The 18,758-nt window shown below is 63.5% G+C and carries 18 protein-coding genes; 7 read left to right on the top strand and 11 right to left on the bottom strand.

Annotation, left to right across the window (positions count from 1 at the left end):
• The first annotated feature begins 43 nt into the window (after positions 1-43).
• The 5 genes from NG898_RS09320 (at position 44) to NG898_RS09300 (ending at position 4,013) form a co-directional block, all read left to right on the top strand.
• Complete coding sequence (locus NG898_RS09320) at positions 44-775, top strand: amino acid ABC transporter permease (RefSeq protein ID WP_045205066.1); 732 nt, start codon at positions 44-46, stop codon at positions 773-775.
• Positions 772-1,425 carry an amino acid ABC transporter permease gene (locus NG898_RS09315; protein ID WP_037031833.1) on the top strand — a complete coding sequence of 218 codons (654 nt, stop codon included), beginning with the start codon at positions 772-774 and terminating at the stop codon, positions 1,423-1,425. Before NG898_RS09320 ends, NG898_RS09315 begins: the two co-directional genes overlap by 4 nt.
• The gene (locus NG898_RS09310) at positions 1,412-2,149 is read left to right on the top strand and encodes an amino acid ABC transporter ATP-binding protein (protein ID WP_045205064.1); all 738 of its coding nucleotides are present in this window, start codon (positions 1,412-1,414) and stop codon (positions 2,147-2,149) included. The genes NG898_RS09315 and NG898_RS09310 overlap by 14 nt, the downstream gene beginning before the upstream one ends.
• A 289-nt stretch (positions 2,150-2,438) precedes the next feature.
• Positions 2,439-2,714 carry a fucose-binding lectin gene (locus tag NG898_RS09305; protein WP_045205063.1) on the top strand — a complete coding sequence of 92 codons (276 nt, stop codon included), beginning with the start codon at positions 2,439-2,441 and terminating at the stop codon, positions 2,712-2,714.
• A gap of 360 nt (positions 2,715-3,074) precedes the next feature.
• Positions 3,075-4,013: a bestrophin family protein gene (locus NG898_RS09300; protein WP_252692055.1), complete on the top strand. Its 939-nt coding sequence runs from the start codon at positions 3,075-3,077 to the stop codon at positions 4,011-4,013.
• A gap of 22 nt (positions 4,014-4,035) precedes the next feature.
• On the opposite strand, the gene NG898_RS09295 is transcribed toward NG898_RS09300, so the two are convergent.
• Both NG898_RS09295 and NG898_RS09290 read right to left on the bottom strand, forming a co-directional pair.
• Positions 4,036-4,701, bottom strand: a complete 666-nt coding sequence (locus NG898_RS09295) for an AraC family transcriptional regulator (protein ID WP_252692054.1) — start codon at positions 4,699-4,701, stop codon at positions 4,036-4,038.
• 100 nt (positions 4,702-4,801) lie between these two features.
• The gene (locus NG898_RS09290) at positions 4,802-5,509 is read right to left on the bottom strand and encodes a Crp/Fnr family transcriptional regulator (protein WP_252692053.1); all 708 of its coding nucleotides are present in this window, start codon (positions 5,507-5,509) and stop codon (positions 4,802-4,804) included.
• A gap of 193 nt (positions 5,510-5,702) precedes the next feature.
• Here NG898_RS09290 and NG898_RS09285 point away from each other — a divergent pair, with 193 nt between their 5' ends.
• Positions 5,703-7,337, top strand: a complete 1,635-nt coding sequence (locus NG898_RS09285; protein WP_252692052.1) for an acyl-CoA synthetase — start codon at positions 5,703-5,705, stop codon at positions 7,335-7,337.
• 78 nt (positions 7,338-7,415) lie between these two features.
• On the opposite strand, the gene NG898_RS09280 is transcribed toward NG898_RS09285, so the two are convergent.
• From NG898_RS09280 to NG898_RS09250, 7 genes are all read right to left on the bottom strand, one after another.
• Positions 7,416-7,847 carry a hypothetical protein gene (locus NG898_RS09280; protein ID WP_252692051.1) on the bottom strand — a complete coding sequence of 144 codons (432 nt, stop codon included), beginning with the start codon at positions 7,845-7,847 and terminating at the stop codon, positions 7,416-7,418.
• Positions 7,808-8,053 (bottom strand): hypothetical protein, encoded by a 246-nt coding sequence (locus NG898_RS09275; RefSeq protein WP_252692050.1) that lies wholly within the window; start codon positions 8,051-8,053, stop codon positions 7,808-7,810. Before NG898_RS09275 ends, NG898_RS09280 begins: the two co-directional genes overlap by 40 nt.
• A gap of 434 nt (positions 8,054-8,487) precedes the next feature.
• Complete coding sequence (locus NG898_RS09270; protein WP_252692049.1) at positions 8,488-9,243, bottom strand: hypothetical protein; 756 nt, start codon at positions 9,241-9,243, stop codon at positions 8,488-8,490.
• 21 nt (positions 9,244-9,264) lie between these two features.
• The gene (locus tag NG898_RS09265) at positions 9,265-10,401 is read right to left on the bottom strand and encodes a DUF6708 domain-containing protein (RefSeq protein WP_252692048.1); all 1,137 of its coding nucleotides are present in this window, start codon (positions 10,399-10,401) and stop codon (positions 9,265-9,267) included.
• Between the two features lie 8 nt (positions 10,402-10,409).
• Entirely contained in the window at positions 10,410-13,559 is a 3,150-nt protein-coding gene (locus NG898_RS09260) for a toxin VasX (RefSeq protein ID WP_252692047.1), read from the bottom strand.
• Positions 13,552-14,532 (bottom strand): hypothetical protein, encoded by a 981-nt coding sequence (locus tag NG898_RS09255; protein WP_252692046.1) that lies wholly within the window; start codon positions 14,530-14,532, stop codon positions 13,552-13,554. Before NG898_RS09255 ends, NG898_RS09260 begins: the two co-directional genes overlap by 8 nt.
• Before the next feature lie 307 nt (positions 14,533-14,839).
• On the bottom strand, positions 14,840-16,354 hold the full coding sequence (locus NG898_RS09250; protein WP_252692045.1) for a lactonase family protein: 1,515 nt from the start codon (positions 16,352-16,354) through the stop codon (positions 14,840-14,842).
• A 204-nt stretch (positions 16,355-16,558) separates the two neighbouring features.
• On the opposite strand from NG898_RS09250, the gene NG898_RS09245 reads away from it, so the two are divergent.
• Positions 16,559-17,101, top strand: coding sequence for a GNAT family N-acetyltransferase (locus NG898_RS09245; RefSeq protein WP_252692044.1), 543 nt, complete (start codon positions 16,559-16,561; stop codon positions 17,099-17,101).
• A 78-nt stretch (positions 17,102-17,179) separates the two neighbouring features.
• On the opposite strand, the gene NG898_RS09240 is transcribed toward NG898_RS09245, so the two are convergent.
• Together NG898_RS09240 and NG898_RS09235 are read right to left on the bottom strand one after the other, a co-directional pair.
• Positions 17,180-17,650, bottom strand: a complete 471-nt coding sequence (locus tag NG898_RS09240) for a carboxymuconolactone decarboxylase family protein (protein ID WP_045205052.1) — start codon at positions 17,648-17,650, stop codon at positions 17,180-17,182.
• A gap of 139 nt (positions 17,651-17,789) precedes the next feature.
• Complete coding sequence (locus NG898_RS09235; protein WP_252692043.1) at positions 17,790-18,698, bottom strand: RNA polymerase sigma-70 factor; 909 nt, start codon at positions 18,696-18,698, stop codon at positions 17,790-17,792.
• Positions 18,699-18,758 lie beyond the last annotated feature (60 nt).

Here is an 18,758-nt window from a genome sequence, read left to right as displayed (position 1 = left end):
GGCCCGGCGCCCACGTTGGTGTGTCGGGCCACGGATGACCTCCATGGCTTATCAATTCGACTTTGGCGCTGTCTTCAGTTACAGCGGCCAGCTCGCGCAGGGCGCAGCATTTACGCTCGCGCTCACGGCGGCGGGCGCGGTGCTCGGTGGCGCCATCGGCATTGCTGGGGGCGTGTGCCGCGCCTGGCGCATCGCCCCGTTCAATGCGCTGTTCAAGGTGTATGTGGAGGGCATCCGCAACACGCCATTCCTGGTGCAGTTGATGTTCGTGTTCTTCGGCTTGCCCTCGCTGGGTTTGCAGATCAACGAATGGCAAGCGGCGTTGCTCACGGCGGTGGTCAACCTGGGCGCGTACATCACCGAGATCGTGCGTGCAGGCATTCAAGAAACGCCGCGCGGCCAGCTGGAAGCGGCCAATGCCTTGGCGATGAGCCGCTGGGCCATCTTCCGGCACGTCGTGCTGCGGCCCGCGCTGCAGAAGGTGTGGCCGGCGCTGAGCAGCCAGATCGTGATCGTGATGCTGGGCACGTCGGTTGTCTCGCAGATTGCCGCGCAGGATCTGACCTTTGCGGCCAACTTCATCCAGTCGCGCAACTTCCGCGCATTTGAAACCTACCTGGTGGTGACGGCGCTGTACTTTGCGCTGGCGCTGTTGCTGCGTCAGTTGCTGGCCTGGATCGGGCAGCGCTTTATCGTGGGGCGCCGCGCGCCTGCGGTGTCCGCTGCACCGCTTGCTGCCACCACCGCAGCCGCCTCCATTGGAGACGCCGCATGATCTCCGACATCCCTCTGTTGCCCATTCTCCTCAAGCTGGGGGAAGGGCTGCTCGCCACGCTCATGCTGTCGCTGATGGCCTTTGCGCTGGGCGGCACGGCTGGCCTGGTGGTGCTGTTTGCCCGCGTGGGGCGCAACGCCACGCTGCGGCGCGTGAGCAAGGCGTACATCCAGCTTTTCCAAAACACGCCGCTGCTCATGCAGATGTTCATCGTGTTCTTTGGTGCGTCCATGGCGGGGTTCGATATGTCGCCCTGGACGGCCGCCGCCATCGGCCTGACGCTGTACACCAGCGCCTATCTGGCTGAGGTATGGCGCGGCTGTGTGGAGGCCATCCCGCGCGGCCAGTGGGAGGCGTCTTCCAGCCTGGCGATGGGCTACTTCCAGCAGATGCGGCACGTGGTGCTGCCGCAGGCGGTGCGCCTGTCCATTGCGCCCACCGTGGGGTTCTCCGTGCAGATCGTCAAGGGCACGGCGGTGGCCTCCATCATCGGGTTTGAAGACCTGTCCAAGCTGGGTTCGGTGCTGGCCAATGCCACCTTCCAGCCGTTCCTTATCTACGGGCTGGTGGCCGTTGCGTACTTCGCGCTGTGCTGGCCGCTGTCTCTTTGCGCCTCTCATCTGGAAAAGAAGCTCTATGCCGCTCGTTGATCTCTGCGCCGTACACAAGCATTACGGCAACAACCACGTTCTCAAGGGCGTCGACCTGCGCGTGGAAAGCGGCCAGGTGGTCGCCATCATCGGGCGCAGCGGCTCGGGCAAGAGCACGCTGCTGCGGTCCATCAACGGGCTGGAAGCCATCGACGACGGGCAGATCGTGGTCGACAACGCGGTGCTCAAGGGCTCGCAGGCTACGCCCGCACAACTGCGCGCGCTGCGCCTGAACGTGGGCATGGTGTTCCAGCAGTTCAACCTGTTTCCGCACCTCACGGCGGGCGAAAACGTGGCGCTGTCGCCCGTGGTGGTCAAGGGCATGAAAAAGTCAGACGCCCAAGACCTCGCCCGGCAGATGCTGATCAAGGTGGGCCTGGCCGATAAGTTCGATGCGTACCCCGATCAGCTCAGTGGCGGCCAGCAGCAGCGCGTGGCCATTGCGCGGGCGCTGGCCATGCAGCCGAAGGTGCTGCTGTGCGACGAGATCACCTCCGCGCTGGACCCGGAACTGGTGAACGAAGTGCTGGCCGTGGTGAAGCAGCTCGCCGCCGAAGGCATGACGCTGATCATGGTCACGCACGAGATGCGCTTTGCGCGTGACGTTGGTGATCAACTCGTCTTCATGCACCAAGGGCTGATCCATGAAAGCGGCCCGGCCAAGGAAGTGTTTGCCAGCCCCAAGACGGCGGAGCTGGCGGCGTTCATTGGCGCGGTGCAGTAAGCGGGGCCTATGCCACCTCTTGCAGCTATTTAGGATTAGGCAGTTTCTCATCACCCCACCTGGTGCCTTCTGACTATTTTGTTGGTGCGCTCAACATAATGGTTAGGGGTGCCAAATCGGTAATCTGTTCAGTAAGTTTTCTCTCCATCTGTGCTTCTTATCTCTCAGCAGCGGCCGGAATTTTATTTGCTTATGCTACCGAAGCCCTGAATTTGGGCCGAAGTAAATGCCGTGAAAATCGCACCGCATTTGCTGCGTTGATATTGAAATCACATTCTGGAGATAAAACATGTCTAACGTTCAGACCGCTGCCACGTCGTGGGGGACAGTGCCGTCGATCCGTGTGTACACGGCCAATGGTGGCAAGATCACCGAGCGTTGCTATGACGGGAAGGGGTGGTACACGGGTGCTTTCAGCGAGCCCGGCGATAACGTCTCCGTCACGAGCTGGCTGGTCGGCAGCGCTATCCATATCCGCGTGTATGCAACCAGCGGCAGCACCACCACGGAGTGGTGCTGGGACGGCAACAGCTGGACCAAGGGCGGCTATACCGCCACCAACTGATTTACCGCAGGTTTGATCGTGCGGAATCTGAAATGGGGTTCCGCACAGGTTGGCGTAAAGCGAGAGCGTTCGTTTTGCGCCGATTTGCGTTTCGTATTTTTAATATTTTTGATTTTGGAAATTCGGGTTGATCAGTATTTGAAGATAATCGGCCCATAAAATACCGCCGTGCCGCCGGAGGGCATGGCCCTGCTTGCCGGCAATGCATCCGCCGTGACGACGACGCGCGCGCCTCCCGGCATTGCGCCGCGCACCCAAGCGCCGAGCCGCACTTGCGTAAATGCAACCCAACACGGGTGTCAGGCGCCCGGGGTGCTCTGCGATAATCGCAGCCACTCCAGCTCCTGCCTCACCCGCCCCATGGTTGTCCGCCCCCATCTGCACTGGTTCCGCATGCTTCTGGCATGGCGCGGTTCGGTGCTGCCGCAGCTTCTGCCGCGCCTGTTCCTGATCTTCTGTGTGTCGTTGGTGGCCATTGCGGTGCATGCGCACCTGCTGCCCATCTCGGTCAACCTGAGCACGACGCCGTTCTCGCTCGTCGGCATTGCGCTGGCGGTGTTCCTGGGCTTTCGCAACAACGCCAGCTACGACCGCTATTGGGAGGCGCGCAAGCTCTGGGGCCAGTTGCTCAACACGGCACGTTCGCTCACGCGCCAGGCACTGACGCTGCCGCGTGGCGTTGGTCCGAACGGTGCCGTGGCCGAAGCCGACGTGCGCGAGTTCGCTCAGGTGCTGGGCGCGCTGCCGCACGCGCTGCGCCATCAGTTGCGCCACACCGATGCACGAGAAGACCTCGCCGCGCGCCTGCCTGCACCGTTGCTCGAACGCGTGATGGCGTCGCGCTACCAGCCCATCGCCATCGTGCAGTGGTTGAGTGAATGGGTGCAGCGTCGCACGCAAGCCGGCACCCTGGATGCGTATGCCGCCCTGGCGTTCGACCGCAACCTGAACGAGCTGTCGAACAGCATCGGCGGGTGCGAGCGCATTGCCGGCACGCCGCTGCCGTTTGCGTACTCCGTCATGATCCATCGCACGGTGTACTTCTTCTGCGCGGCACTGCCGTTCGGTCTGGTGGAAAGCATCGGCAGCTTCACGCCCGTGTTTGCGGTGTTCGTGGCGTACACCTTCATGGCGCATGAGGCCATCGCCTCGCAGCTTGAAGATCCGTTCGGCACCGAAGACAACGACCTTGCGCTCAATGCGCTGTCCAACACGATTGAAGATGCGGTGCGCGACATCATGGGCGAGCCCAGCATGCCGCCGCGTGCAGGCGTGCGAGGCGGGGTGATCTTGGATTGATGCGGCGGTTGCCGCGCAACGCTTAAACGGCCATCGCCAGCGGCTGCGCCCACCGCTCCAAGGTGGCGGCGCTGCCGTGTGCCGCACCGCCAGCCGAATCTGCGTTGCCCGCCAGCAGCGCGCTCAGCTCCACACCGAACAGGCTTGCGCATGTGTCGTTCAGCGTGCGCACGTTGCGCATGCCGGCCCGCCGGGCCACCGCGTGCAGCGCTTCGGCTTCGGCACTGCCGCACATCTGCGCCAGCTGGTACAGCGCCCACGCGGCGCGTTGCTCGCGCACCAGGGCATGCAGCGCTTCGCCTTCTGCAAACAGACGCGCCCGCACCTGACGCGGGCAGGCCTGCCAGCACTCGCTCAACAAGGCCGCTTTCCACGCCTGCGCGGGGTGTTCAAACACCAGCGTGGCCGCTGCGCGCGCCCAGGGCTTGTCATGCTGAATGGCGGCCATGCGCGGGCAGCCCGCGTCGGGCACGGCCTTGAAGCTGATGGCGCATGGCTGCCATACGGTGCCCGGTATCTCGCAGCCGAAATGCGCGAAGGCGGGCACGACAAACGGATCGCCCGGGCGCACTTCACGCCGCCCGTTGGCATCGCGCAGGCACGCGCTACCCCGCTCGGCCTGCACGCGCACCGCAAACGGAAAGCGCAGGCGCGAGAGACGGACGTGGGCACGGCTGATGAGTGGCATGGCTGACCGATAAGGCGGCGGGTGAAGCGCGACTGTCGCAGGATTCTAAGTCTGCGTGCAACAGGGGCAATGTCGCTCGGGTGACAGAGTCGGGCGCCGCTTACAGCTCCGACAGGCCGAAGAGCCGCAGCCGCGCAAGGTCGGTCACGCGGATGGTCTGATATGACAGCGCGATCATTCCGCCTTCGGCCAGCCGTTGCAGCGCGCGGTTGACGCGCTGGCGCGACAGCCCCGTCAGCAGCCCGATCTCTTCCTGTGACAGTTCCAGCACGGTGCTTGTGCGCGGGTACAGGGCCGGGTGGAACAACTGCGCAATCGCTTGCGCCACGCGTGCATCGGCGCTCAGCAGCCGGTCGTTCTGCACGGTAGCAATGAACTGGCCCATACGCTCGTTGAGTTGCCGCACCACAAAGCTGGCAAACGGCAGGCTCTGCGCGAGCAGCGTGTTGAACACGGGTTCGGGCACCAGCAGCACTTGCGAGGTGCGGATGGCGATCACGTCATAGCGGCGGTCTTCGCGCTTGATGACGCTGCCCTCGCCGCACCATCCGCCTGCCGGCACGCCCGAGAATGTGCAGCCGCGCCCGTCGGAGGTGTACACCGCCAGCTTGATGAGGCCGGTGTCGACGCCGATCCAGTAGCGGGACGGCTCGCCGCGTCGGGCAATGAAGGCGCCGGGCTCGAATGCCTGCAGCTGGGTTTCTCTCGCGGCCAGGGCCTGATGTTCAGGCGCCAGCGCGGTGAACCACGCATGGCCTTCCAGTTGTGTGGCAGGCGTGGCAGGCGTGGGGGCGCGGGTGGCGTTCATGGCAGGCGTGGCACTCGGTCAAAGGGTGGCGGGGGCGCGTGGGGCTCAGCCGTCGCTTTGTAAGAAACCCGTCAGCCTTGGTGTGGCGCGGGTTTCCGGGCGGTTTGTCATTCAGGTGACAGAGTGCGGGAGCCGGCAGATGATAGCGTTGCCCAACAAAAAGCAACAGCGCCCGGCGCACGGAGACACAGCAATGCCCACGGATTTTGATAGCGGTCTGGCCCGCAACGCGGCCAACTTCGTCCCGCTTACCCCGATCGAGTTTCTGGCCCGCGCGGCAGACGTCTATGGTGACCGCCTGGCGATCGTGCACGGCCCCGTGCGCCAGAACTGGCGCGACACCTATGTGCGCGCACGCCGCCTGGCCAGTGCGCTGTCGCTGGCCGGTGTGGGCCGTGGCGACACGGTGGCGGCGCTCTTGCCGAACACGCCGGCCATGGTGGAAGCCCATTTTGGGGTGCCGATGGCGGGCGGCGTGCTCAACGCGCTCAACATCCGCCTGGATGCCGCCAACCTCGTCTTCATGCTGCGTCATGGCGAAGCCCGCGTGCTGCTGGCCGACACCGAGTTTGCCGACGTGGCCCGCCAGATGGCGCTGGAGATTCCCGGCCTGAAAGTGGTTGCCGTCAACGATGCCCTGGGCCCCCAGGCCGAGCCGTTTGGCGACACCGATTACGAATCCTTCCTGGGCTCGGGCGACCCGCACTACGACTGGCAGATGCCGGCAGATGAGTGGGATGCGATTGCGCTCAACTACACCTCGGGCACCACGGGCGACCCGAAGGGCGTGGTCTATCACCATCGCGGCGCAGCCATCAACGCGGTATCGAACATCCTGGAGTGGGATCTGCCCAAGCACCCCGTCTATCTCTGGACGCTGCCGATGTTCCACTGCAACGGCTGGTGCTTCCCGTGGACGATCGCGGCGCGCGCGGGGGTGAATGTCTGCCTGCGCAAGTTCGAGCCGAAGCTGGTGTTCGACCTCATGCGCGACGAGGGCGTGACGCATTACTGCGCAGCGCCCATCGTGCACACCGCGCTGGTGAACGCGCCGCCGTCGTGGCGCGAGGGCCTGCGCGGGCCGGTGCGCGGCATGGTGGCGGGTGCACCGCCGCCGGCCGCCGTGCTGGCGCAGATGGAAGCCATGGGCTTCGAGCTGACGCACGTCTACGGCCTGACCGAGGTGTACGGCCCCGCCGCCGTCTGTGCCGAGCAGGACGAATGGCGCACGCTGCCCGAGCACGACCGCGCCACCATGAAGGCACGCCAGGGCGTGCGGTATCACCTGCAATCGCAAGTGGCGGTGCTCGACCCGGAAACCATGCAGTTCGTACCGGCCGATGGCGAGACCATTGGCGAGATCATGTTCCGCGGCAACATCTGCATGAAGGGCTATCTCAAGAACGAGAAGGCCACGCGCGAGGCGTTTGCCGGCGGTTGGTTCCACACCGGCGACCTGGGCGTCTGCATGCCCGACGGCTACATCAAGATCAAGGACCGCAGCAAGGACATCATCATCTCCGGCGGCGAGAACATCTCCAGCGTGGAAGTGGAAGACGCGCTGTATCGGCACCCCGCTGTGCTGGCCGCAGCCGTGGTCGCCCAGCCCGACGCCAAGTGGGGCGAAACACCCTGCGCCTTCGTTGAACTCAAGGACGGCGCCACCGCCACCGCAGAAGACCTCATCGCGCATTGCAAGACCTTGCTGGCCGGCTTCAAGGTGCCCAAGGCGGTGTTCTTCGGGCCGCTGCCCAAGACGTCGACGGGCAAGATCCAGAAGTACGAGCTGCGCCGCAAGGTGAAGTCGACTTCGGCGATTGATGTGTGAGCTTGTTGCGGGCGTCCGCGTGCGCCCGCAACAAGAAGGCCACGGCCAGCGGCTGCACCCACCGCGGCTGGGATGGCGCTACTGGGCGCGCCCGAGGGGGCTGCATTCCGGCCGGGCGGCCGCCTCTGCCGTGTCCCGCACGTTGGACAGACGCAGTACCGAAAACGGGCCGAAGTAGCGTTGCGTCCGTACCAGGCATTCATACCCTTGAGCTTGGGCATCGTCCGGGGCGTAGGCTTCAAACGTGTCCAGCGTGCCCATCAGGGCGGCGTGATCGCCGCGCCAGACAACGCGGCTCGGCCTGCCCTCGACGGACTCAACCGGTGCGGAAGCCGCATTCCGCTCGATGCGGGGGCCGGGCAGGGCCCGGAATCCGTGGAACGCGTACGTAGTCTCTTGCGTGGTGCCAACCGGCTCCGGTTCGCCGCTCGTGTTGGTTGCAGCGTCTCTCGGGTGAACGTGCTCAATGCTCACGTTGTCCGGCGCGATGGCCAGCACCAGCAGCGCCACTGCGGCAGCATCAGCAACCCGCCCAGCCACAGCAACGCAGTGCCCGCAGCGTCATAACCCAGATGCCAGTTCAGTGCCGCCAGCCAGCCGATGTCTTTGGACTGGCCCAGCGCGAGGCACAGACCGCCGGTGATGAGCAGCAGGGCGACAACGGCGCTGTACCGGCGCAGGGGTTGGCGGGAGGGTGGGGTGGAAAGCGCATCCATGGTGCTGTGTCGCCGTGTTCCTGGAAGTAGTGCCGCCGGCCTAGGCTAGGCGATGGTATTGGAATCGCGCACCGGGCTGGAATAAGAGGTGTTTACAAACCGCACAGATAGCGGTTTTCAGGCATCGAGTGGCCCGATGGGTGAACGCCGGAATACAAAAAGCCCCTCGCCGTGGCGAGGGGCTTTGCATTCATGCAAACCGATTCAGCTCTCCCTCAAGGCACCGCCACAATCGCCATCCCGCGCGGGATGTTGCCGGTGGCGGGCACTTGACGCAGCACGGTGTCACTTGGTTACTGGACGCGGAGCGGCGTGGGCGCGACGCGCCGTTCAACTCGTTACCGTCGGTCATCCACAGCATCGGGCTTAGTTGGATGCCAGGGCCGCTGCAGGCGCGGCGGCGACCGGCTGAGTTGACGGGGTTTGGGAGGGTGTTACTGGCGGCGTAGGATGGGTTTGCATTCCGGAAAGGTCGCAAAGTCAGCCGAGCCGCTCACAAAGGTTCGATTCGAAACCACGAACGGCCCAAAATAGCGCTGTGTCTGCACCAAACATTCGTACCCGACGGGTTGGCTCGTGGCTGTGTCACCTTGCGCGCTCGACACGTAATCAGGTGCAACGGCGTGCCATTCATAGGTGTCTTGCACACCGGACAGCAGGCCGTGTTCGCCTCGCCATACAGTACGGCGTGTTCTGTCTGGCGCGTATTGCTGGTGCTCGGGATCAAAGTAGCGATGCATCCAGACACCGGGTAAGTGTCGCAGGCTGCACAGTGCGAACGTGGATGAGCGGTTCATTTCGTTGTCACCGGACTCGCCATAGGCGCTGGAGTCGCCACCCTGATACTTGTCGATACTGACGCTTTCGGGCGCGATCCACAGCACTGCAATGGCAACCAGCGCGGCGATGACGAAGCCCACCTGTTGTAGCCGACCACCATGCCTGCCCGGCCCGCGATGCACCCAGAGCGAATACGCCAGTTGCGGCAGCATCAGCAGACCGCCCAGCCACAGCAATGCAACGCTGACGGTATCGTAGTTGAGCCGCCAGCCCAATTGTTCGAGCCAGCCGATATCTTGCGACTGGCCGAACATCAGGCACAGGCCGCCGGTTATGAGCAGGAGCGCGACAAGGGCGCCGTACCAGCGCAGAGGCTGGCGGCGTGAGGGGGGAGTCGACAGAGCGTCCATGGTCTTGCGTTGCTTAGTTTCTTAAAGCTTGTGAAAGAGTTCACTCCAGATTTCCGCCAAGAATGACTGAAAAGCAACGTGGAATGCGAATGCCCATACGCTCGCGCCGACCGCAATACAGGCCGTGCACACAGTACCGATGATCCAGGTTGCCTTCCGTCGGCCCGCGCGTTCGTCGGAGGCTTGGCTTCGGAAGCGGTATGGGTTCGCTTCTCCAGCTGTCGGCGCTTCCTCTGCCGTCCACGCGGCGGGCAGAAGCGCTTCGCGCCGGAAACGCTCGTACAGAATCGTCGACAGCGGTCCCGGCCAGAACGCGGTCCACCAGAAGATGCGAAATGGTCCGATGACTGGCCACCAGTTACGCTTGCGTAAGCGCCCGATGACACCGGCTTCCATCTCCTCTGACGAATCGGCGAGGCTGACTTCGCGCATCGGCCCAAAGTCGAGCAGTGCGCTCTGCCACGTACGGCCACCGCGTACCACCTCAAGTTCAGGTACCTGTTCCGGCGCCTCGTCCATGTATCGTCGAATGAGCTCCCAGAGGCGCTGGCACGCATCGCGATCGGGCAGGATGCCTTGCACCTGCAGGCGTTGTATCGGCCGCGGCGATGCGCCTGCGCTGAACTCCACCAACGTCAAGGCCCAGGCGGGGAGCGCACCCATAGTGAGCGGCCCGGGCACGGCTGACGCAAATGGCCGCACATGGTTCCAGTCCAGCCGAACGGCGATCTTGCCCTCTTGCGTGTACACGCTCTGCGCCTTTCGGTTGAAGTGCAGGTCGGCGTATCGGCTGAATAGGCTGATTTTGAGCAAATAGATGATTCCGGCAACAAAGCCCGGAGTCAGCACGGCCGCGATCGCGCCCATGATGAGTCGGCCCGACCAGGGCTGCTTGTCGTCAAGGATGATGAGTATCGACGCCGGCACGATGAACGCCAGCATGAATAGCAAGGCAAGCGCCATAAAGGCGCTGAGTGCTTCGACGTCGGAGGCGATCTCGTCGTAGGCCCAAACCATGGAGCGGGAGTCAAGCTTGACGATGCTGCGCGGTGGGGCTTGGGGTGTGGCATCGCTATGGCGCGGCAGTTCGCCCTGCATCAACGGTTGCGAGCCGTCAGAAGCAGCAGGGTACGGTGAAAGATCAGACGGCTTACGCATGCCACCTCTTAACCATGGGCAGGCTCCTTTTCCTTGCTTTCTGCTACCTCATCGGCGGAGCGGCCATCCACCACGAAGTCCTTGTATGCGGCGCGGTTGGGCCAGTACTGCACTTCGGCAGCAGGTACGCCCTGGATCAATGCTTTGGCGGTGCGATAGACGCCTGCGCCCGGGAGGATCGCGTCTGTGAGCGCGTTCTTGATCGTATTGGCCTGGAGGCTTGAGCCTTCACCAATCCAGATCAGGATAGACAAGCCATCACCTTCTAGGCTCGCCTGGGCGTGCACTTGCGCTGCTGCAGGCGAGTGAATCACGTTTTCGAGATGGAATTCCTTGGCGGACGCCTTTGACCGACCCGCACCATTGAGTTGGTATCTCGCAATCACACCTTGTCCGGAAGACTTCGGGGCTTTGACCTGGATGTCCATCTCGGTGGCATCGCCAAACACCGGGATCTCAATCTTCATGGCGTTTGGGTTACCAAACGCAGACGCTTTTTCAAGTTTGACCGAGTAAAACAGGCGCAGCAGTGCGTCGAGCTGCTGCCGCGTTGTCGCATACGCATTTCCCCAATCCGAAGTTTGATTCTTGCGGAGCAGCGAGCGGCTCGCCCATTTTTCAAACGGGCTTGTAGTGAAGTGATCCGCGAGGTAGCTGAAGCCCCATGACGTCGCGGTCAGGACTGCAGAAGCTATACCAATCCACATGGCAAGCGGAGGAGCCTCAACCGACACCTCCGCCCCCACCGCGGCTGCTTCGCCCGCAGCAGCCAGGCCTGCGGCTGCCTCACCCATGGTTGTAATGGCGGCGCGCTCTGCCATTCCTCTTAACGCAGCCTTCGCCACCATGCGCGTGTAGAGATAGTAGGCGGCGCCGCTTGCAGCACTGGTGCCACCCGCAGTCATCTTCAGGCCGCCAGCGACACGGTCGCCCTCTCGCCACAGTTGGGCTCCATCCAAGATGCCTGCGGTGCCTTCGATCACGGAAACCGCAAGCACAAGCCTGCCGGCAATGGCGGACAGTCGGTAGTACTCCGCCGTCTTAACGCCCTGATGGGCTATCTGCTCGGCAACATATTTGAGTTCATATCCAGCCTGCCAGATCGCAATGGCCGATGCGCTGGCTTCCATCAGGTCTTTCGTCAAACGCTTCCAGTTGGCGTCACCGGATTGCGCCTCGCTGATATCGACGCCAAGCTCGTTTACGCTCTGAGCGAGAGAAAAAATCCGCAGCACGGCAAGTCCTGCTGACGCGGCGGCGTAGACTTTGGCCCCCGTCAGCGAAAGGTCTTCCTTCATCTTGAAGACTTCATGTTCGGGCAGTGCGTGCGTAACATCCGCAATCTCGGCGATCTTGTTGAATTGCGCCGGCATCGTCTCGCCCTTGCGCCACTCCTTACCAAGTACATCAAAATACTCGTCGATCTGCTTGGTGGTCTTGGGCACCTTCGTCATGATCTTGCCGCCTGCTTGGCTCTTCATGCCATCCGGTACCGCATCGGCGGGCAACGGTCGGTTGTAGGGCGTCTTTGAGGTACCGACGCTCAGCCCCTTGTCGACAGCTTCGCCTTGCTTTCGGCGCAGGCTGGCAATCAGGGCGGAGGCGCCGCCCTTGCCCGGCACCTGGATGAAGGCCACGTCTTCTGCAGTTAAAGCTGCCGCCTGAATGCGCCGGAACGTCTGACGGTAGAGCTTGGGGTTGGCTTTGAGCAACTGACGGGCACGCGCACCGACAGCTTGCATCAATCGCTTGGCACTTTCCGCATTGAGGTGTGCCGCCTCGTTCTTTAGCTCACGTACTTCACTGAGGAAGGCGATCTGCTCGCGCCCTTCCACATACATCTTGGCGCCTTCACCCACTTTTCCTTTATGTGGCGACAGCAAGGTCAGGAGATCGTCCTGATTGGCGGCAATGCCTCTCCAGAACAGTTGCTGCGCACTTACCGTGTCGAGTGTCAACTGTGCGAGCAGCACTTTATCGAATTCGTCTTTGCTGACTCCGCACCCTTCAAACATGTTGGCGACGCAGTGGCCGAGCAAGGCGCCCATCTGCTTGTCCTTCGGGTCGAACAGTTCGGGATGCCGCCGCTGCGGTACGAACTGCATCCACGCGATGTAGTCAGCAGAACGCTTGTCGAAATCTGCAGAGGCGTCGGCGCATCGGTGATAGCTCTCAAGGTATTTTTTGTACGCTTGAGTATCCAGCATGGCTTCCACTTTGCCTTTCTGGTTTCCAAACGGCGTGCTCTCAATCAACCCGGCAGTGGCCATCAAGTCACGATCGGCATCGGTGTACGGTTTTCCCTTCCCGTCCGTATTCCCCATGATGTCGGCCAGTGCGCAGTTGCGGTAGTAGTTCAACTGCGTGGCGATGCCAATGTCATCTTCCAGCGGCAACAGAAGCCCCTCAATCTTGTACGGAGCGTTGTTGCGCTTCATGACGTTCAAGAGCGAGGCTTCCGTGCACGGTGCGGGCCGGCTGTAAGCCTCCACCAGCAAGGTGCGACGGTCAACGCGCTGCTGGAATCCCATCACCTGGTTCTTCAGTAGGCCATCGCCAATCAGGCTCAACGGTCCCATGTTGGCCATCACGGTCGACTCGCACACCTTCTTCGGCATGATCTTTTTCATGTGGAAGGCGGCTGGGTCCTTGGCCACGTTGTCACGCACGCGCTTCGTCCAGCGAGCGTCCGAGAAGCCGATCCAGGCGGTAGGGCGCTTCGTTGGCTCGGCGATGGTGAGCAGCAGTGCATCGGGGGTGTTGGCCAAGCGCGAGCATGTTGCGGGATGACCGCCCATGGCCCCGGCCAAATCCGGGGCCATGCGTTGCATACGCCCGTCGGGCTGCACGGTGTAGATTTCCCACGAGGGGTCTTCCGGATAGTAGACATAGAGCCATCCGGCGCGCATGCGGCGCAGCACATATTGCGATGCTTGCAACGGCCGGCCAGCGAGGTAGCCCTGCTGATCGAGCATGTCGGCCAACTGTATCCAATCGGATTCTCCGGGCCGAAAGTACTGTGGCGGCAGCGCAGCGTACAGCGTCACAAGCATCGTCAGGCCCGACTTGTCGCAACTCGGGCACTTGGGCGGCTGCACTGGCAGATTGTTCTCTTTGGCCGCTGCGACGGCCTTTTGCAGCTTGGCGTGGTCAGGCATGGCTGTGTCGCTCCCAGAACGCTGCGTCGAAGCCGGCGAGTGCCGCAATGGGTGAGTCACCCTGGGCACGCGCGGCGAGCATGGCCTCGCGCACGGTGGTGTCTTGATCGAACTGCGGGGAAATCAGAACGCCGTACAAGGCGTAGATGATGCGGTCGAGCTCGTTGGTGAGGCTCCACGCGCTGCTTGCGCGTTCGACCAACGACAGAATGGCGGCGGCCAATGGAGGCTGCACGACGTTGTGTTCGGCGTCCTGTAATGCGTTCAGTACGGCGTTGATGGTGCCGCTGTTGCGCAGCATCGCCTTGGCAGTCTCCGGCCATGTTGCGTCGGCCAAGGGCGTAGTCGCTGCCGGCGCTGGGTAGCGCTGCAATGCGCCTGCACGGTTCAGCCACCACACGCCGTTGGTGCTGGGTGCGTATCGCACCGGCGGTTCGGCATCGCCCACGTCGGTGAGCAGTTCAAATACGCGCGGATCCCATAGGCGCAGATAGCGTGCGTGTGATCCGGGCCAGCGGTGCCTGGCCTGCATCGCTATATCGTGCGCAACGTGTCGGGCCTGCTCTGCAGGAAAGACCAGCCATGCGCAAACCGATGAGCCGCGCGTCTCTCTGTCAGGATGGCGGGTGGCTTCGGCCCAGGCGAGGTCGAGCGTGAAATCGATCGTGTCATCGCGGCCGAAGTCGCCGAGCGGAAGCAGGTAAGGGCGCTGCTCGGGCCGCATGATGTCGGGCTCGATGGGTAGCGGCACGGCTTCGTTGCGATGTCGTGCGTTGGCAAGCGGGTCCGTAATCTGCGGGCTGATCAGTACCCACAGTGACAATGGCGGCGGGCCGTCTAGCAGCGGGTCGACTTGCGCAAACAGGTGGTCCCGCAGGTGTTGGAGCGTGCCGGCATCCGACAGGGCTATGCGTTGGGGGCTCGGGCGTGCCGCCATGCTTTGTGCCAGTTCCTGGAGGATGCTGTTGGCCACGTTACGGTTCCTTGGACGGCGTCGCGCCCATGTCGTCGAGTGGGTCAACACGATGGGCAGCGGTATCGCGAACGCGCTCTGCCGGTGTTCTCGCATCACTCAAATGACGCGTCATTCGAGGTGCCGCCGGCCTGGGCTAGGCGATGGTATTGGAATCGCGCCCTGGGCTGGATTAAGAGGTGTTAATAAACTGCAGAAATAGCACCTTTCAGGCACTGCAGGGCCCGATGGGTGAACGCCGGAATACAAAAAAGCCCCTCGCCGTGGCGAGGGGCTTTGCATTCGCGCAAACCGATTCAGCTCACCCTCAAGGCACCGCCACAATCGCCATCCCGCGCGGGATGTTGCCGGTGGCCGCAGACCCGCTTGCGACGGCGGTCAGCTTGCCGGTGGTGCTGTTGATGCTGTACGCGCTGACGCTGTTGTCCACGGCGTTGACCACGTAGGCGAAGGTGCCGGTGGGGTTGACGAGCACGGTCACGGGCGCGTTGCCGGTGGGTGTGGTGTCGACCAGTGTGAGCGCGCCGTTGCCCGGGTTGATGCTGAAAACGCTGATGGTGTTGTCCAGCACATTGGCTACGTACATGAAGCCGCCCGACGGTGCGATGGCGATGTAGAACGGGTTGACGCCGGTGGCCACGGGCGAGCCCGAAGCGGTGAGCGCGCCAGTGTTGTCGATGCTGTACACGCCCAGTGTGTTGTCGGCGGAGTTGGCAACGTAGGCAAAGCCGCCGCTGGGCGCAACGGCAATGAACTGCGGCGTGTTGCCGGTGTTGACCGTGGTGCCCACCTGCGTGAGTGCGCCGGTGGCGTTGTTGACGGCGAACGCCATGGCCGTGCCCGGCGTGGCGCCGCTGTTGGCATTCACCACGTAGGCGAAGGTGCCGGCGCTGTTGATGGTGACGGTGTACGGGTTAGCGCCGGCGGTGATGGGCGCGAGCGCGGTCAGCGCGCCGGTGCCTGTGTTGACGGAGAACGCCGATAGCGTGTTGTCTCCAAAGTTGGCCGTGTATGCGAACTTGCCGTTGGGCGTGCGCGCAATGCTGTACGGCTGCAACCCCGTGGGCGTGGCCGAGCCGACCACCGTGAGCAAGCCGGTATCGGCATTGATGGAGAGCGTGGTGACGGTGTTGTCGTTGGCGTTGGCCACGTAGACGTATTTGCCCGCCGGGTCGATGGTCAGTGAAAGCGGTCCTTGCCCCACGGGCACCGATGCGCCGATGGCAGTGGGCATGCCGGTGGTCAGGTCCAGCGTGAAGGCGGAGATCGTGCCGTCGTTGGAGTTGACCGCGTAGCCGAACAGCGGCCGCGGTGCGCAGGCCACCGCAATGGTGGTCACGTTGCTCGTACCCACAATGCCGCTGCCGTTGGTGACAGTGCAGTTCTCGCCCGAGGGCCGCGTGCCCACGGTGGCCGAATAGTGTTTGCCCTGCGCGAGCTTGGTCGGAAAGTGAAAGCTGCCGTTGGCACTGACGACGACGGCATCGCCGCCGTTGTCCAGTAGCGTGACGGATTTGCCCGTGGTAAGGCCACTGACGGTGCCCCCCACGGAGTAAGTTGCCGGGGCAGGCGCAGGCGCCGGTGTGGGTGACGGCGTAGGCGATGGCGCGGGCGTGTTGTTGTTCGTCGGCGGGGTCGTGTTCGTTGCGTCTTCGCCGCCACCGCAGGCGGTAAGCCCCAGCGACAGCGCGGCGGCCATCACCAGCGCGGCGCCGTGCATGCCGCGTGCGTGCCGTGGGGCCTCTGGTGGGATCGGTGCCGGTGTCGGCTGTGCGTGGGCGCTGCTGCTGCGTTGCGCTTGGGCGATCAAAAGCTCGGCCATGGCTTCCCCCCGGTTTTTCGTTGTCGCGGTCTGTTGACTCGCGTTTCCCCGAAGCATAGGTACCCGGGTTCGCACGCCGACATAGGCCAATTGACGGACAAAGCCCTCGGCTTCATGGACGGAGGCGCCGCTGTAGGTCTAGTGCATGTGATTGGCGCGATACTGGCGGCTCTCGCCCGCTTTTGCCTACACGCGCTGTCAGCCATGTCCAACGCCAACCTGAGCAACAACGCCGTCGTCATCCGCCAGCTTTCTCCCGCCAATGCCGCCGATGTGGCGGACTACCGCGCCATTCGTCTGGCTGCGCTCAAGGATTCGCCCGACGCATTCGGCTCAACCTACGAGGCCGAGGTCGGGCTCTCGATGGAAGCGTTTGCTGAGCGCTTGGCTACCACCATCGTGCTGGGCGCCTATGCGGGAACCGGTAGCGACGCACGCATCATCGGCATGGTCGGCTTCAAGCAGCAAACGATAGCGAAGCTTGCGCACAAGGGTTTTGTGTGGGGCTTTTACGTGGCGCCGGCAGCGCGAGGGCGTGGTGTGGGCGTGGCGCTGGTGGAGCGCATCGTGGCGGCGGCAACGGGGTTGGTCCAGCAGCTCACGTTGTCGGTGGTGCAGGGCAACGATGCGGCGCTGGCGCTGTACGAGCGTTGCGGGTTTGAAACCTACGGCGTGGAGCCGCGCGCGCTCAAGTCCACCACCGGCTATGCAGATGAAGTGCTGATGGTGCGCTTTCTGCACGGCTGAACCTGGAGTGTAGGTGCAGCGCCTACGCGGGCACGCAGGCGCTGCTGTACAGCGATCGTTGTACTGGCGCCGGAGTTGTTACGCCGCTGCAACGTACGGCGCCTTCAGCGGCACCGGGTTGCGCAGGCTCACGTTCAGCAGGTTCCAACTGTTGATGGTGACGATCACGAAGCTCAGCTCGGCGATCTCTTCATCGCTGAAGTGCTCGCGCAGTTTGGCGAATTCTTCGTCGCTGGCATCGCTGTGCGGGGTGTTGGTGACCAGCTCGGCCCAGCGCAGTGCAGCGCGCTCGCGCTCGGTAAAGAAAGGAGCCTCGCGCCAGCCGGCCACGGCGTTCAGGTGGCGCGGGTCTTCGCCCATCTTGATGAGGTCGCTCCAGTGCATGTCGATGCAGAAAGCGCACCCGTTGATTTGCGACACGCGCAGCAGCACGAGGTCGACCAGCCGGGCGCCCAGCAAGTCGCGGCGCAGGCCGTTCGACAGGTTCAGCAGGTTGTTGAACGCCTTCGGTGCGAGTTGGAAGTAAGCGATGCGGGGGGCTTGCGACATGAGCGGCTCCTAAAGGGTTTGGGTTGGTGACCAGGAGCAATGGCAGGCGTTGCGTTGTTGCCGTGCGTCGCTCCATACCTTTAAGACGCCCCGCGCGGCTGGCTTGTGACAGGCCGGCCAAAAAATGTTTCGCTTTCTTTTATGCGCGGGTGCCGATGTGCGCCAGCTTGTCCGGATTGCGCACCACGTAGATGGCCACAATGCGGCCGTTTTCGATGACGAACGACTGGGCCGATTCCAGCGTGCCGTTGACGTAGCGCAGCAGCCCGGGTTCGCCATTCACGCGGGCGTGCACGTAGCGGACCTCGCCCATGGCGCGCACCAGCTCGCAGTAGATCTTGGTGATCTGGCCGGCGTCTTGAATGATGCGCATGAACGAAGGCACCTTGCCGCCGCCATCGCCCACCAGTTGTGCGTCGTCTGCCAGCAGGGCGCGGATGGCGTCGCGCTGGCCCGTGCGTGAGGCTTCGGCAAAGCGCTCCAGCAAATCCCGGTGCGCATCGGGCGCGACATCAAAGCGCGGGCGCTCCTGCTGCACGCGGTCGGATGCGCGGTGCACCATCTGCCGGCACGCGGCTTCGGTCTTGCCCAGCAGGGCGGCAATCTCTGCGTAGTCCTGATCGAACACCTGGCGCATCAGAAACGCCGCGCGCTCCTCGGGCGACAGACGCTCCAGCACCCACAGTAGGGCCATCGACAAGTCGCCCGCCAGTTCCACGGCGGCCTCGGGCGTGGGCGCGGCGGATTCCGGTTCAACCAGCGGCTCGGGCAGCCACCAGCCGACATACGCTTCGCGCTCGGTCTTGACGGCGCGTAGTCGATCGATCGACAGGCGCGTGACGACGGTCACGAGCCACGCCTCGGCGGATTGCAGTGCGGTCTGATCGGTCTGGTGCCAGCGCATCCAGGCGTCCTGCAGCACGTCTTCGGCGTCAGCCCGGCTGCCCAGCATGCGATAGGCAATCGCAAAGAGGCGAGGCCGGGCGGCGGTGAAGGTCGTGTCTTCGCTGTCGGTGCGGAGGGTGTGGTGCGGGTTGGGCTGGGTCATGGCGGGGCGTCGTCTAGGGATGATGCTCCCTAGACGGGCGAGCGCGATCGTTTGTGACAG

The sequence above is a fragment of the Ralstonia mojiangensis genome, from assembly GCF_023955645.1.
Classification (GTDB): domain Bacteria; phylum Pseudomonadota; class Gammaproteobacteria; order Burkholderiales; family Burkholderiaceae; genus Ralstonia; species Ralstonia mojiangensis.
This window is presented reverse-complemented; position numbering and strand designations above follow the sequence as displayed.

What these genes read in the sequence shown, in the direction of transcription:
- NG898_RS09290 (WP_252692053.1), bottom strand. Translation starts at nt 5,509, where the DNA reads ATGAACGCCACCCGCGCCCCCACGCCTGCCACGCCTGCCACACAACTG.
- NG898_RS09265 (WP_252692048.1), bottom strand. Translation starts at nt 10,401, where the DNA reads ATGCGTAAGCCGTCTGATCTTTCACCGTACCCTGCTGCTTCTGACGGC.
- NG898_RS09300 (WP_252692055.1), top strand. Translation starts at nt 3,075, where the DNA reads ATGGTTGTCCGCCCCCATCTGCACTGGTTCCGCATGCTTCTGGCATGG.
- NG898_RS09260 (WP_252692047.1), bottom strand. Translation starts at nt 13,559, where the DNA reads ATGCCTGACCACGCCAAGCTGCAAAAGGCCGTCGCAGCGGCCAAAGAG.
- NG898_RS09275 (WP_252692050.1), bottom strand. Translation starts at nt 8,053, where the DNA reads ATGGATGCGCTTTCCACCCCACCCTCCCGCCAACCCCTGCGCCGGTAC.
- NG898_RS09320 (WP_045205066.1), top strand. Translation starts at nt 44, where the DNA reads ATGGCTTATCAATTCGACTTTGGCGCTGTCTTCAGTTACAGCGGCCAG.
- NG898_RS09315 (WP_037031833.1), top strand. Translation starts at nt 772, where the DNA reads ATGATCTCCGACATCCCTCTGTTGCCCATTCTCCTCAAGCTGGGGGAA.
- NG898_RS09270 (WP_252692049.1), bottom strand. Translation starts at nt 9,243, where the DNA reads ATGGACGCTCTGTCGACTCCCCCCTCACGCCGCCAGCCTCTGCGCTGG.
- NG898_RS09240 (WP_045205052.1), bottom strand. Translation starts at nt 17,650, where the DNA reads ATGTCGCAAGCCCCCCGCATCGCTTACTTCCAACTCGCACCGAAGGCG.
- NG898_RS09235 (WP_252692043.1), bottom strand. Translation starts at nt 18,698, where the DNA reads ATGACCCAGCCCAACCCGCACCACACCCTCCGCACCGACAGCGAAGAC.
- NG898_RS09250 (WP_252692045.1), bottom strand. Translation starts at nt 16,354, where the DNA reads ATGGCCGAGCTTTTGATCGCCCAAGCGCAACGCAGCAGCAGCGCCCAC.
- NG898_RS09310 (WP_045205064.1), top strand. Translation starts at nt 1,412, where the DNA reads ATGCCGCTCGTTGATCTCTGCGCCGTACACAAGCATTACGGCAACAAC.
- NG898_RS09295 (WP_252692054.1), bottom strand. Translation starts at nt 4,701, where the DNA reads ATGCCACTCATCAGCCGTGCCCACGTCCGTCTCTCGCGCCTGCGCTTT.
- NG898_RS09245 (WP_252692044.1), top strand. Translation starts at nt 16,559, where the DNA reads ATGTCCAACGCCAACCTGAGCAACAACGCCGTCGTCATCCGCCAGCTT.
- NG898_RS09285 (WP_252692052.1), top strand. Translation starts at nt 5,703, where the DNA reads ATGCCCACGGATTTTGATAGCGGTCTGGCCCGCAACGCGGCCAACTTC.
- NG898_RS09305 (WP_045205063.1), top strand. Translation starts at nt 2,439, where the DNA reads ATGTCTAACGTTCAGACCGCTGCCACGTCGTGGGGGACAGTGCCGTCG.